Source organism: Mycobacterium sp. E3198 (assembly GCF_001667015.1).
In the GTDB taxonomy this organism is placed as follows: domain Bacteria; phylum Actinomycetota; class Actinomycetes; order Mycobacteriales; family Mycobacteriaceae; genus Mycobacterium.
On record NZ_LZIS01000226.1, the window covers coordinates 20,805 to 33,905 of the forward strand.

General features: G+C 70.9%; 10 protein-coding genes. 8 read left to right on the forward strand and 2 right to left on the reverse strand.

Annotated features, from left to right (window positions below; genetic code table 11):
- The first annotated feature begins 68 nt into the window (after positions 1-68).
- The 8 genes from A5673_RS23550 (at position 69) to A5673_RS23585 (ending at position 11,066) form a co-directional block, all read left to right on the forward strand.
- A complete protein-coding gene (locus A5673_RS23550) occupies positions 69-803 on the forward strand; it encodes an NUDIX hydrolase (RefSeq protein WP_068238243.1) in 735 nt (244 codons plus the stop codon).
- On the forward strand, positions 800-3,190 hold the full coding sequence (locus A5673_RS23555; RefSeq protein ID WP_068238246.1) for a hypothetical protein: 2,391 nt from the start codon (positions 800-802) through the stop codon (positions 3,188-3,190). The genes A5673_RS23550 and A5673_RS23555 overlap by 4 nt, the downstream gene beginning before the upstream one ends.
- Positions 3,187-6,852 carry a murein biosynthesis integral membrane protein MurJ gene (locus A5673_RS23560; protein WP_082958916.1) on the forward strand — a complete coding sequence of 1,222 codons (3,666 nt, stop codon included), beginning with the start codon at positions 3,187-3,189 and terminating at the stop codon, positions 6,850-6,852. The genes A5673_RS23555 and A5673_RS23560 overlap by 4 nt, the downstream gene beginning before the upstream one ends.
- Positions 6,853-6,916: 64 nt before the next feature.
- Positions 6,917-7,543 (forward strand): RNA polymerase sigma factor SigM, encoded by a 627-nt coding sequence (gene sigM, locus A5673_RS23565; RefSeq protein WP_068238250.1) that lies wholly within the window; start codon positions 6,917-6,919, stop codon positions 7,541-7,543.
- A complete protein-coding gene (locus A5673_RS23570) occupies positions 7,536-8,276 on the forward strand; it encodes a hypothetical protein (protein ID WP_068238252.1) in 741 nt (246 codons plus the stop codon). The genes sigM and A5673_RS23570 overlap by 8 nt, the downstream gene beginning before the upstream one ends.
- 99 nt (positions 8,277-8,375) lie before the next feature.
- Positions 8,376-9,368 carry a thioredoxin-disulfide reductase gene (gene trxB / locus A5673_RS23575; protein ID WP_068238254.1) on the forward strand — a complete coding sequence of 331 codons (993 nt, stop codon included), beginning with the start codon at positions 8,376-8,378 and terminating at the stop codon, positions 9,366-9,368.
- A complete protein-coding gene (trxA, locus tag A5673_RS23580) occupies positions 9,365-9,718 on the forward strand; it encodes a thioredoxin (RefSeq protein ID WP_068238256.1) in 354 nt (117 codons plus the stop codon). Before trxB ends, trxA begins: the two co-directional genes overlap by 4 nt.
- Positions 9,719-9,845: 127 nt before the next feature.
- On the forward strand, positions 9,846-11,066 hold the full coding sequence (locus A5673_RS23585) for an N-acetylmuramoyl-L-alanine amidase (protein ID WP_068238259.1): 1,221 nt from the start codon (positions 9,846-9,848) through the stop codon (positions 11,064-11,066).
- Here A5673_RS23585 and A5673_RS23590 read toward each other — a convergent pair.
- Together A5673_RS23590 and A5673_RS23595 are read right to left on the reverse strand one after the other, a co-directional pair.
- Positions 11,063-11,818: an acetyltransferase gene (locus tag A5673_RS23590; protein ID WP_068238263.1), complete on the reverse strand. Its 756-nt coding sequence runs from the start codon at positions 11,816-11,818 to the stop codon at positions 11,063-11,065. The two genes, A5673_RS23585 and A5673_RS23590, sit on opposite strands and share 4 nt — an antisense overlap.
- Positions 11,819-12,104: 286 nt before the next feature.
- The gene (locus A5673_RS23595; protein WP_068238267.1) at positions 12,105-13,088 is read right to left on the reverse strand and encodes a ParB/RepB/Spo0J family partition protein; all 984 of its coding nucleotides are present in this window, start codon (positions 13,086-13,088) and stop codon (positions 12,105-12,107) included.
- Between the last annotated feature and the right edge of the window lie 13 nt (positions 13,089-13,101).

Below are 13,101 nucleotides of genomic sequence, written 5' to 3' on the forward strand. Positions count from 1 at the left end.
GCCGCCGCACGGCGGCCGAGCGGCGAGTATGTCCTGAAGGACGACCCCCGCCAGCTACTATCGCTTGGGTGTCCGACGCCGAACAAGCCAGACCACGTCGACGCCGGGGGCGGCGCCGGCGTCGTGGCGGCGGCGCGGCCGAGAACCCCACCACCGACACCCCCGCCAACGGCGACGCCCCAGCGACCAAACCGCGGCGACCCCGCCCGCCCCGCCGGGGGCCGGAGCGACTCAAGACGGTCCACGAAACGTCCGCCGGGGGCCTGGTCATCGACGGCATCGACGGCCCGCGCGACGAGCAGGTCGCCGCGCTGATCGGTCGCGTCGACCGGCGTGGACGCATGCTGTGGTCGCTGCCCAAGGGACACATCGAGGTCGGTGAGACCGCCGAACAGACCGCCATCCGTGAGGTCGCCGAGGAGACCGGGATCCGCGGCAGCGTGCTGGCCGCGCTGGGCCGCATCGACTACTGGTTCGTCACCGACGGCCGCCGCGTGCACAAGACGGTGCATCATTATTTGATGCGCTTCTCGGGCGGCGAGCTGTCCGACGAGGACCTCGAGGTGGCCGAGGTGGCCTGGGTGCCGATCCACGAACTGCCGTCGCGGCTGGCCTACGCCGACGAGCGCCGGCTGGCCCAGGTCGCCGACGAGCTGATCGACACGCTGCAAAACGACGGCGTCGACGCGCTGCCGTCGCTGCCGCCCAGCACGCCCCGGCGGCGCCCGCAGACGCATTCGCGCACCCGGCATTCGGACAAGCGCGTCGCGGGCCGGAAGAACGGTCACGGGCCCGGGCCGTGACGCCGCCGCGACTCTGCTGGGCCGGCCTGTTGCGCCTCGCCGCAGTGGTTGCCATCGTGGCCGGTTCCGCGGCCCTCGTCGGGCCCGCCCCGCGCGCCGCCGCGGGTGAGCCCGGGGACACGCCGTTCGTCCGGGTCCGCATCGACCAGGTGACGCCCGACGTCGTCACCACGACGAGCCCGCCCGTCGTCACCGTCAGCGGCATGGTCACCAACATCGGTGACCGCCCCGTCCGCGACGTCATGGTCCGCCTCGAGCACGCGCCGGCCGTCGCGGACTCGGCGGCGCTGCGCACCTCGCTGGACGGCAACACCGACCAGTACCAGCCCGCCGCCGACTTCCTCACCGTCGCGCCCGAACTGCAGCGCGGGCAGCAGGCCGGCTTCACGCTGTCGGCCCCGCTGCGCTCGACGACCAAGCCGTCGCTGGGGATGGACAAGCCCGCGATCTACCCCGTCCTGGTCAACGTCAACGGCACCCCCGACTACGGCGCCCCCGCCCGCCTCGACAACGCGCGGTTCCTGCTGCCCGTGGTCGGCGTGCCCCCCGATCAGGCCGACGACGTCGGCTCCGCCGTCGCGCCCGACACCTCCAAACCCGTGTGGATCACCATGCTGTGGCCGCTGGCCGACAAGCCGCGCCTGTCCCCCGGCGTCCCGGGCGGCACCATCCCGGTCCGGTTGGTGGACGACGACCTGGCCACCTCGCTGGCCACCGGCGGCCGGCTCGACATCCTGCTCTCCGCGGCCGAGGTCGCCACCAGCCACGACGTCGACCCCGACGGCGCCGTCAGCCATGCGCTGTGCCTGGCCGTGGACCCCGACCTGCTCGTCACCGTCAACGCGATGACCGGCGGCTATGTGGTGTCCAATTCGCCCGACGGCCCCGCTCAGCTACCGGGCACCCCGACGCATCCCGGCACCGGGCAGGCCGCCGCGACCGAGTGGTTGAACCGGCTGCGCACGCTGGCCCACCACACCTGCGTGGCGCCGCTGCCCTACGCGCAAGCCGACCTGGACGCCCTGCAGCGCGTCAACGACCCCGGGCTGAGCGCGACCGCCACCACCGACGTCGGGGGCATCGTCGACCGCATCCTCGACGTGCCGTCGACCCGCGGGGCCACGCTGCTGCCCGACGGCCCGCTGACGAGCCGCGCGGTCAGCCTGCTCAGCGCCAACGACAGCACGGTCGCGATCGCCGCCGGCGACCTCTCCGCCCAGGAACAGACCAGCGACGCCGTCGACACCGCGCCCAGGCGGCTCTCGCCGCAGGTGGTGGTCGCGCCGTTCGACCCGGCCGTGGGGGCCGCGCTGGCCGGCGCCGGCAACAGCCCCGTCGTCCCCACCTACCTGGACTCCTCGCTGGCCGTGCGGCTGTCGCACGACTCGGACACCGCCCGGCGCCAGGACGCGCTGGGCTCCATCTTCTGGCACGCCCTGCAGCATGACGCCGCGCCGCGCACCCAGCTCCTGGTGCCGCCGGCGATGTGGAGCCTGCAGGCCGACGACGCGCAGGTCATCCTCACCGCGCTGGCCACCACCATCCGGTCCGGTCTGGCGGTGCCCCGACCGCTGCCGGCGGTCATCGCGGAGGCCAACCAGCCCGGAAAGGCCCGCACCGAGCCGGCGCCGCAGGCGGGCCTCGACGGGCCCGGTCGCGGCCGCATCAGCGACGACGTGACCGGCATTATCGCGGGCCAGGTCGGCCGGCTGTGGGGCCTGACCTCCGCGCTGACCACCGACGAGCGCACCGGGCTGACCGGCGTCCAGTACACCGCGCCGCTGCGCGAGGACATGCTGCGCGCGCTGAGCCAGGCCGAACCGCCGGACACCCGCAACGGGCTGGCCCAGGAGCGCCTGGCGGTGGTCGGCAAGACGATCAACGACCTGTTCGGCGCCGTGACGATCGTGAACCCCGGCGGCTCCTACACCCTGGCCACCGAGCACAGCCCGCTGCCGCTGGCGCTGCACAACGGCCTGGCCGTTCCGATCCGGGTGCGGCTGCAGGTCGACGCCCCGCCCGGGATGCGGGTGAGCGACGTCGGACAGATCGAACTGCCGCCCGGATACCTGCCGCTGCGGGTGCCGATCGAAGTGAACTTCACCCAGCGCGTCGCGGTCGACGTGACGCTGCGCACCCCGGACGGCATGCGGCTGGGCGACCCGGTGCGGTTGTCGGTCCACTCCAACGCCTACGGCAAGGTGCTGTTCGCCATCACGCTGTCCGCCGCGGCGGTGCTGGTGCTGCTGGCCGGACGCCGGCTGTGGCACCGGTTCCGCGGCCAACCCGACCGCGCCGACCTCGACCGTCCGGATCCACCCCACGCTGGCCCCGCCGACCTGCGCGACGAGATCGACGATCGCGTCGATCAGCAGCACAGAGTATGAGCCCCGCCCCTCGACACGCGCAGTCCCAGGCACCGCGGCAGCCGCACCGCGTGCCGCCCTCGGCGCGCCGGATCCGCCCGGGCCCGCCGACGGGTCCGCTGCCGCCGGTGCCGGAGCTGTCGCGGCGCCGCCCCGAACTGTCCGACGCCGCCCTGGTCTCGCGGTCGTGGGCGATGGCGTTCGCCACGCTGATCAGCCGTCTCACCGGGTTCGCGCGGATCGTCGTGCTGGCCGCCATCCTGGGCGCCGCGCTGTCCAGCGCCTTCTCGGTGGCCAACCAGCTGCCGAACCTGGTCGCGGCGCTCGTGCTGGAGGCGACGTTCACCGCGATCTTCGTGCCGGTGCTGGCCCGCGCCGAGCAAAGCGACCCCGACGGCGGCGCGGCGTTCGTGCGGCGCCTGGTCACGCTGACGACCGCGCTGCTGGTGCTCGCCACGGCGCTGTCGGTGCTGGCCGCCCCGCTGCTGGTGCGGCTGATGCTGGGCCGCTCCCCGCAGGTCAACGAGCCGCTGACCACCGCGTTCGCCTACCTGCTGCTGCCGCAGGTGCTGGCGTACGGGCTGACCTCGGTGTTCATGGCGATCCTGAACACCCGCAACGTGTTCGGCCCGACGGCGTGGGCGCCGGTCGTCAACAACGTCGTCGCGCTGGCCACCCTGGGCGTATATCTGGCCGTGCCCGGCGAGCTCTCCGTCGACCCCGTCCGGATGGGCAACGCCAAGCTGCTGGTGCTCGGCACCGGCACCACCCTGGGCGTGTTCGCGCAGACCGGCGTGCTGCTGGTGGCGCTGAAGCGCCAGCGGGTGAGCCTGCGCCCGCTGTGGGGCATCGACGAGCGCCTCAAGCGATTCGGCACGATGGCCGCGGCGATGGTGCTCTACGTGCTGATCAGCCAGCTCGGTCTGGTGATCGGCAACCAGATCGCCAGCACCGCGGCGGCCTCGGGTCCGGCGATCTACAACTACACCTGGCTGGTGCTGCAGCTGCCGTTCGGCATGATCGGCGTGACGGTGCTGACCGTGGTGATGCCGCGGCTGAGCCGCAACGCCGCGGCCGACGACACCAAGGCCGTGCTCGCCGACCTGTCGCTGGCCACCCGGCTGACGCTGATCACCCTGATCCCGATCGTGGCGTTCATGACCGTCGGCGGGCCCGCGATCGGCAGCGCGCTGTTCGCCTACGGGCACTTCGGCGGGGTCGACGCCGGCTACCTGGGTGCGGCGATCGCGTTGTCGGCGTTCACCCTGATCCCGTACGGGCTGGTGCTGCTGCAGCTGCGCGTCTTCTACGCCCGCGAACAGCCCTGGATGCCGATCGTGATCATCCTCGTCATCACCGCGGTCAAGATCGCCGGCTCGGTGCTGGCCCCCCACCTCACCGGCGACCCGAAGCTGGTGGCCGGGTTCCTCGGCCTGGCCAACGGCGTCGGCTTCCTGGCCGGCGCCATCGTCGGTTACTACCTGTTGCGCCGCGCGCTGCTGCCGGGCGGCGGGCACCTGATCGCCGTGCGTGAGGTGCGCACGATCCTGGTGACGATCGTCGCGTCGATGCTGGGCGGTTTGGTCGCGCACGTGGCCGATCGGCTGCTGGGGTTGGCCCGGCTCACCGCGCACGGCGGCGCCGGTTCGCTGCTGCGGTTGCTGGTGCTGGCGATCATCATGCTGCCAATCCTGGCGACCGTCCTGGTCCGCGCCCACGTGCCCGAGGCCGACGCCGCGCTGGCCGTCGTCCGGCGCCGAATTCCGGGCCTCGGCGGCAACCGGATCGCGCAGCCGCCGGCCCGCAAACCGGCTGCACCAGAGGGATCGTCTCGGCAGGGTCCGGTCACGTACCCTGAGCAGAGGAATTCGTCCCCGCCGGGGGTCAAAGCGGTCCAGGAGCCGATCCGGCGCAGGCCTCCGGAGCGGGTCGCCAACACCCGTGGAGCGAAAGGACCGGAGGTGACCGACCGCCCAGTGGAGAGCGCATCCAGCGCTGGATCCGGCTTGGGGTCGGGTGCCGACAAGCCCCCGGACCGAGCAAGGCCGGCCGCCGACGATTTTCAGCCCGACATTCCGCGCGAGCCCGAGCCGCGGTCCGCCCCGCGCCCCGCCGACCGGCTGAACGGCGATCTCTCGACCGAAAAGCACCGTGCCGCAGCACCGTTCGACCCGCCCCGCGACCGGGTCGGCGAATCCGGGCCGGAGGATGTCCACCTGGTTCCCGGCGCCCGCATCTCTAACGGCCGGTACCGGCTGCTGGTCTTCCACGGCGGCGCGCCGCCCCTGCAGTTCTGGCAGGCGCTGGACACCGCACTGGACAGGCAGGTGGCGCTGACCTTCGTCGATCCGGACGGCGCGCTGCCCGACGAGGTGCTGCAAGACATCCTGTCGCGCACCCTGCGGCTGAGCCGGATCGACAAGCCCGGCATCGCCCGGGTGCTGGACGTGGTGCACAGCGGGGCCGGCGGCCTGGTCGTGTCCGAGTGGATCCGCGGCGGTTCGCTGCAGGAGGTGGCCGACACCTCGCCATCGCCCATCGGCGCCGTCCGGGCCATGCAGTCGCTGGCCGCCGCCGCCGACGCGGCCCACCGCGCCGGCGTCGCCCTGTCCATCGACCACCCCAACCGGGTGCGCGTCAGCATCGACGGCGACGTCGTGCTGGCCTACCCCGCGACCATGCCCGACGCCAACCCGCAAGGCGACATCCGCGGCATCGGCGCCGCACTCTATGCCCTTCTGGTCAACCGGTGGCCCCTGCCGGAGTCCGGGGTGCGAAGCGGGCTGGCGCCGGCGGAGCGGGACTCGGCGGGCAATCCCGTCGAACCCATGGTCATCGACCGTGACATCCCCTTCCAGATTTCCGCGGTTGCCGTCCGCGCGGTTCAGGAGGACGGCGGAATACGCAGCGCTTCAACACTTTTGAACCTGCTCCAGCAGGCCACCGCGGTGGCCGACCGCACCGAAGTGCTCGGACCGATCGACGATTCGCCGCCACCGCCGATCACCCGGACGTCCACCGGCAGCGAGTATGCGACTTTCGTACGCCGGCGCCGCAACGTGCTGATCGGCGTCGGCGCCGCCCTCGCCGTCATCGTGGTCGCCCTGCTGGTCCTGGCCTCGGTGGTCAGCAAGATCTTCGGCAACGTCGGGGGCCTCAACAAAGACGAGCTGGGTTTGAACGGCCCGTCGTCGTCGGTGTCGTCCTCGGCCCCCAGTTCGGCCGCCGCGGGCAGCGTCGTCAAACCCACGAAGGCGACCGTCTTCTCCCCCGACGGCGACGCCGACAATCCCGGCACGGCCGGGCAGGCGATCGATGGCGACCCCACCACCGCGTGGGCGACAGAGGTCTATACCGACGCCGTCCCGTTCCCCAGCTTCAAGCAGGGCGAAGGGCTGATACTGCAGTTGCCGAAGCCCACCGTGGTCGGCCAGGTCACCATCGACACGCCCAGCACCGGCACCAAGGTCGAGATCCGCGCGTCATCCACGGCGTCGCCATCGAAGCTCGACGCCACCACCGTGCTGGCTCCGGCCTTCATGCTCAAGCCCGGTCATAACGTCATCCCGGTCCGGGCCGGCGCGGCGACCTCGAACCTGCTGATATGGATCTCCACGCTGGGAACCACCGACGGCAAGAGCCAGGCCGGCTTTTCGGAAATCACGGTTCAGGCCGCCTCCTGACGACGCTCACAAGATCTCGCTTTGGTGAAGTGCCGCGCGACCCCCGATTGGTTACTGTCCGGCCGTGGGTCTCGGGGACGGGGAATCAAGGGGTGAGAGCCGCAGCGAACGCACGGACGCCGAGCTGCTGGCCGCCCACGTCGCCGGCGACCGCGGCGCCTTCAGCGAGTTATTCCACCGCCACCAACGCCAACTGCACCGCCTGGCGCGGCTGACCACCCGCACGCGCGAGGACGCCGAAGACGCGCTGCAGGACGCGATGCTCTCGGCGCACCGCGGCGCGGGTTCGTTCCGGCACGATGCGGCGGTCGGCAGCTGGCTGCACCGCATCGTCGTCAACGCCTGCCTGGACCGGCTGCGCCGCACCAAGGCGCACCCGACCGCGCCGCTGGACGACGTCTATCCCGTCGCCGATCGCACGGCCCAGGTCGAGACGGCCATCGTGGTGCACCGGGCCCTGATGCGGCTGCCGGTCGAGCAACGGGCGGCGGTGGTGGCCGTCGACATGCAGGGATACTCGGTCGCCGATACCGCCGCCCTCTTGGGCGTCGCGGAGGGCACCGTCAAGAGCCGGTGCTCCCGCGCCCGGGTCCGGCTCGCCGAGTTGCTCGGCTACCTGAACGCCGGTCCCGACCTGGCCCCTCCCATGGTCGTGAGGCAGCGCATGACGGACACTGGGGCGGATGGGTGAAGCCGACGACGATGCCGCCGAGCCGCCCCTGACGGTCGAGCTGCTGGCCGACCTGCAGGCCGGTCTGCTCGACGACGATGCCGCGGCCCGCGTGCGCAAAAGGGTGCGCGAAGACCCGGCGGCTCAGAGCATCCTGCACGCCCTGAATCAGGTGCGCTGCGACGTGGCCGCGCTCGGTGCCGACGCGGCATCGGCGCCCGACGTGCCGCCGGAAGTCACCGCCCGGATCTCGGCGGCGCTGACGCCGAACGGAAGCCATGACCGCGTCGGTGTCGCCCACTCGTCGCGGCCGCACATTCGCCCCGCCCGGCTCGCCGCCGGCGTGGCCGGCGTGGGGGCGGCGCTCGCGGCCATCGGGGTCGGCACCGCGGCGCTGCTCAACGCGCCCGAGCCCGCGCCCAGCACCCCGGCGACCGCGCAGCACATCACGGTGTCGACGCCGCCGGCGGCCATCCCGCTGTCGCAGGCCGAAATCCTGGGTCTGCTCTCGAAATCTCCCGACTACGGCCCGCTCGGCGACCCCTCGCTGCGTGCGTCGTGCCTGAGCGGGCTCGGCTACCCGGCGTCCACCCGGGTGCTCGGCGCGCGCCCGGTCGACATCAACGCCCGCCCGGGCGTGCTGCTGGTGTTGCCCGGCGACACGCCCGACGACCTCGCGGTCTTCGCGGTGGCGCTCAATTGCAGCGCCGCCGACACCGGGTTGCTGGCCAACACGCAGGTCCCACGGTCTTAGCGTCGCCGCCATCACACTTAGTCTGGTGCCCAGCGACCCGGGAACACCCGCGCCTACGCTGGCGTTCGTAGACGTAGCTTCCGTACCTGAAAGGCTCGAATGACTGCCGCTACCCCTGCTCACGACACCATCCACGACGTCATCGTCATCGGTTCCGGTCCCGCCGGGTACACCGCGGCCCTCTACACCGCCCGCGCGCAGCTGAAGCCCCTCGTTTTCGAGGGCACCTCGTTCGGCGGCGCGCTGATGACCACCACCGAGGTGGAGAACTACCCGGGCTTTCGCGACGGCATCACCGGCCCGGAGCTGATGGACGAGATGCGCGAGCAGGCGCTGCGCTTCGGGGCGGACCTGCGGATGGAAGACGTCGAGTCGGTCTCGTTGACGGGGCCGGTCAAGTCCGTTGTCACCGCCGACGGCGAAACGTATCAGGCCCGGGCCGTCATCCTGGCCATGGGCGCCGCGGCGCGCTACCTGCAAGTGCCCGGCGAACAGGAATTGCTCGGCCGTGGGGTGAGTTCGTGCGCCACCTGCGACGGCTTCTTCTTCCGCGACCAGCACATCGCGGTCATCGGTGGCGGCGACTCGGCGATGGAAGAAGCCCTCTTCCTGACCCGGTTCGCCAGCAGCGTGACGCTGGTGCACCGGCGCGACGAGTTCCGGGCGTCCAAGATCATGCTCGACCGCGCCCGCAACAACGAAAAGATCAAGTTCGTCACCAACGCCGCCGTGCTATCCGTCGAAGGCGACGCGACGGTGACCGGACTCCGCTTGCGCGACAACGTAACCGGCGCCGAGTCCACGCTCCCCGTCACCGGCGTCTTCGTGGCCATCGGTCACGAGCCGCGTTCGGGCCTGGTGCGTGACGTCCTCGAGGTCGATCCCGACGGGTACGTACTGGTGCAGGGACGCACCACGAGCACCTCGCTGGAGGGCGTGTTCGCCGCCGGCGACCTGGTGGACCGCACCTACCGGCAGGCCATCACCGCGGCCGGTAGCGGCTGCGCGGCGGCCATCGACGCCGAGCGTTGGCTGGCCGAGCACGAGACAAACGCCGAGGGAACCGACACATTGATTGGAGCACCACGATGACCGACGCCGAAAAAGCCCACGCCACAATAGAAGTCTCCGACGCATCTTTTTCCACCGAGGTGCTGTCGAGCAATAAGCCTGTGCTGGTTGACTTCTGGGCGACGTGGTGCGGACCGTGCAAGATGGTCGCGCCGGTTCTCGAGGAAATCGCCAGCGAGCGAGCCGGCCAGCTCACCGTCGCAAAGCTCGACGTGGACGCCAACCCCGAGACCGCCCGCGACTTCCAGGTGGTTTCGATACCCACGATGATCCTGTTCAAGGACGGCCAACCGGTGAAGCGAATCGTCGGCGCCAAGGGCAAGGCGGCACTGCTGCGCGAGCTCGCCGACGCGGTTCCGAACCTCACCTGAGGCGTTATCCGCCCCGCCACGCCGCGCCCCGCGCTCAGCCTGGGGTTTTCCGAAAATTGAGAAGCGTCTGCGACAATAACGGCTAGCTGTCTGCCCATGTTCAGCCTTGTCCCGGAGGGCCCTTGGTATGTCGAGTCCGCGCCGCGAAGACGGCGAGGCGCTGCGCTGTGGTGACCGCGGCGCAGCCGTGACCGAGATCCGGGCTACGCTGGCCGCGCTGGGAATGCTGGACAATCCCGACGAAGACATGACGACCGGCCGGCATGTGGCTCTCGAGGTCTTTGACGCCGAACTCGACCAGGCGGTGCGCGCTTTCCAGCAGAATCGCGGGCTGCTCGTGGATGGCATCGTCGGCGAGGCCACCTACCGCGCGTTGAAAGAGGCCTCGTACCGGCTCGGCGCGCGCACGCTGTATCACCAGTTCGGCGCACCCCTCTATGGCGACGACGTCGCCACGCTGCAGGCGCGGCTGCAGGACCTCGGTTTCTACACCGGCCTGGTCGACGGCCACTTCGGCCTGCAGACGCACAACGCGTTGATGTCGTATCAGCGTGAGTACGGGCTCGCCGCCGACGGCATCTGCGGCCCAGAAACCTTGCGCTCCTTGTACTTTCTGAGCTCGCGCGTCACCGGCGGCTCACCGCACGCCATCCGGGAGGAAGAGCTGGTCCGCCGGTCCGGACCCAAACTTTCGGGCAAGCGGATCATCATCGATCCGGGCCGCGGCGGCGCCGACCACGGCATGATCATGCAGGGGCCGACCGGACCCGTCAGCGAAGCAGATGTGTTGTGGGACTTGGCGAGCCGACTTGAGGGCCGGATGACCGCCATCGGCATGGAGACCTTCTTGTCCCGGCCGACCAATCGCAGCCCTTCGGACCCCGAACGGGCCGCCACGGCGAACAACGTCGGCGCGGACCTGATGATCAGCCTGCGTTGCGAATCCCAGCGCAGCCCGTCGGCCAACGGCGTGGCCTCCTTTCACTTCGGCAACGCGCACGGTTCGGTCTCGACCATCGGCCGCAATCTCGCCGACTTCATCCAGCGAGAAGTGGTGGCTCGCACCGGGTTACGGGATTGCCGCACGCATGGCCGGACGTGGGACCTGCTGCGACTGACCCGGATGCCCACCGTTCAGGTCGACGTCGGCTACATCACCAACCCGCGTGACCAGGCGATGCTGATCTCGACGCAGACCCGAGACGCGATCGCCGAGGGCATCCTCGCCGCGGTCAAGCGGCTCTACCTGCTCGGCAAGAACGACCGGCCCACCGGCACCTTCACCTTCGCCGAGCTGCTGGCTCACGAGTTGTCGGTGGAGCGGGCTTCCCGGCTGGGCGGTTCTTAACCGCTCCCGTTGGTCTGCAACGTATTTGACGCGCTGGCCGAGCCCGCCCCGACGGGTTCCTGTAGCTGCGCACTCGACAGCAGGCGCTCCAGCGCCGCCTCGACTTCGGCCTTCCAGCCCAGGCCCTTGTCCAACTCCAGCCGCAGCCGCGGGAAATACGGATGCGGCGCTACCACAACGAATCCCACGTCCTTCAGGAACTCCGCGTCGATGATGCAGTGCTCCACCGAGCAGTCGCCCAGGGCCTCGAGAACCGGCCGCACATCGGGGTCCACGGTTCGCGGATCCTGCAACTCGGAGGCCGCCGGGGTGCGGCCGAACGCCTCCAGCGCTCGCACGCCGCGCCGCACCAGCTCATCGATGACGCGGGCGATGAGCCCGTGCGGCAGATCGTCCGCGGCCTGCCCCGGCTCGATGTTCATCGACGTCAGCAGCACGGCGTCGGCGGAGACCGGCGCGGTGGGGAAGCGCTGCGCCCGCGGCACCGCGCGGGGCGGCGCGTAGAGAACGTACCCCAGGCACGGCGGTTCGGCGTGGCTGCGCTCGTCGGGAATCGCCGTCGCGACCTGACCGCACGAGCCCCATTCCAGCATCACCATCGACAGCCAGGCCTCTTTTTCGAATTCGGGGTCGGCGAGGTGGTCCTGGTTACCCAGGGTGGCGGGATCGACCTCCCAGAACACGCAGCGGCGCGCGTGCTTGGGAAGCTGCTCGAAAGCCTCGAGCCGCAGTGGCGTGATTCGAGCAGGCACTAGCCTCCTGGCTTCCGTCCGGTACTGCGGCCGCCATATTTTGGGGTCGCCAGCAACCTCTCCAGGATAGGAGAGTTTGTCGTCATCGGACCAGTGTTTGCTGCGCCACTTGAGGCGGGCGGGCGAACGTTGCCACGCAGTACGGTACGGCCGGCGGAATGGCGAAAGGCGTTGGGGCGCATCGGAACTCTGCTTGTCGGCGGTGTCGGGGACGGCTCATTTGGGTCTCTTTTGGGCATCGAAACCCGCTGGGCGTCACAGTGACGTAATTACACCGGGTGGGCGGTCACGCCTTGGGCGGGGTCATCACGTCGACGATCCGCTGGAGATCCTCCACCGAGCCGAACTCGACCACAATCCGCCCCTTCCGTTTACCCAGGCTGACCGTCACCCGGGTGTCGAAGGTGTTGGACAGCCGATCAGCAACGTCCTGCAGGCCGGGCATCTGAATCGGCTTGCGGCGTTGGGGCGCCGGGGTGGTCGCGTCGCCGCGGTTGGCCAGGGTGACGGCCTCCTCGGTGGCCCGCACCGACAGGCCCTCCGCGACGATCCGGCTGGCCAACTCCTCCTGCGCCTCCGGGCCGCCCTCGAGGGACAGCAACGCGCGGGCGTGGCCCGCGGACAGGACGCCCGCGGCGACCCGCCGCTGCACCGGGATCGGGAGCTTGAGCAATCGGATCATATTGGTGATCAGCGGCCGCGACCGCCCGATGCGCGACGCCAGCTCGTCGTGGGTGACGCCGAATTCGTCGAGCAGCTGCTGGTAGGCCGCCGCCTCCTCCAGGGGGTTCAGCTGGACCCGATGGATGTTTTCGAGCAAGGCGTCGCGCAGCAGGTCGTCGTCGCCGGTTTCGCGCACGATGGCCGGGATGGTGGCCAGGCCCGCTTCCTGGGCGGCGCGCCACCGCCGCTCCCCCATGACGATTTGGTACCGCGCGCCGCCCGGGGTTCCGCTTACCGCCCGCACGACGATCGGCTGCAGCAGCCCGAACTCGCGAATGGAGTGCACCAGCTCGGACAGCGCCTCCTCGTCGAACACCTGGCGCGGCTGGCGCGGGTTGCGCTCGATATCGGCCGGCGCGATCTCGCGGTAGACCGCACCCACGGACGCGGCGTCCTGAGCCGGTCCGCCGATCAGCACGTCGGCGGCCGCGTCGCCCATCCGGGGACCCAGCGTGGCCGGCCCGGAGTCGCCCTCCGCCGGACCGGTGGGGATCAGCGAAGCCAGGCCCCGGCCGAGGCCGCCCTTTTTGCGTAATGGCTGCGTCATGGTCGTCCCTTCA

Bases quoted from the DNA above. Each gene is read 5' to 3' on its own strand.
- A5673_RS23560 (WP_082958916.1), top strand. From the start codon at position 3,187: ATGAGCCCCGCCCCTCGACACGCGCAGTCCCAGGCACCGCGGCAGCCG.
- A5673_RS23570 (WP_068238252.1), top strand. From the start codon at position 7,536: ATGGGTGAAGCCGACGACGATGCCGCCGAGCCGCCCCTGACGGTCGAG.
- trxB (WP_068238254.1), top strand. From the start codon at position 8,376: ATGACTGCCGCTACCCCTGCTCACGACACCATCCACGACGTCATCGTC.
- trxA (WP_068238256.1), top strand. From the start codon at position 9,365: ATGACCGACGCCGAAAAAGCCCACGCCACAATAGAAGTCTCCGACGCA.
- A5673_RS23585 (WP_068238259.1), top strand. From the start codon at position 9,846: ATGTCGAGTCCGCGCCGCGAAGACGGCGAGGCGCTGCGCTGTGGTGAC.
- A5673_RS23595 (WP_068238267.1), bottom strand. From the start codon at position 13,088: ATGACGCAGCCATTACGCAAAAAGGGCGGCCTCGGCCGGGGCCTGGCT.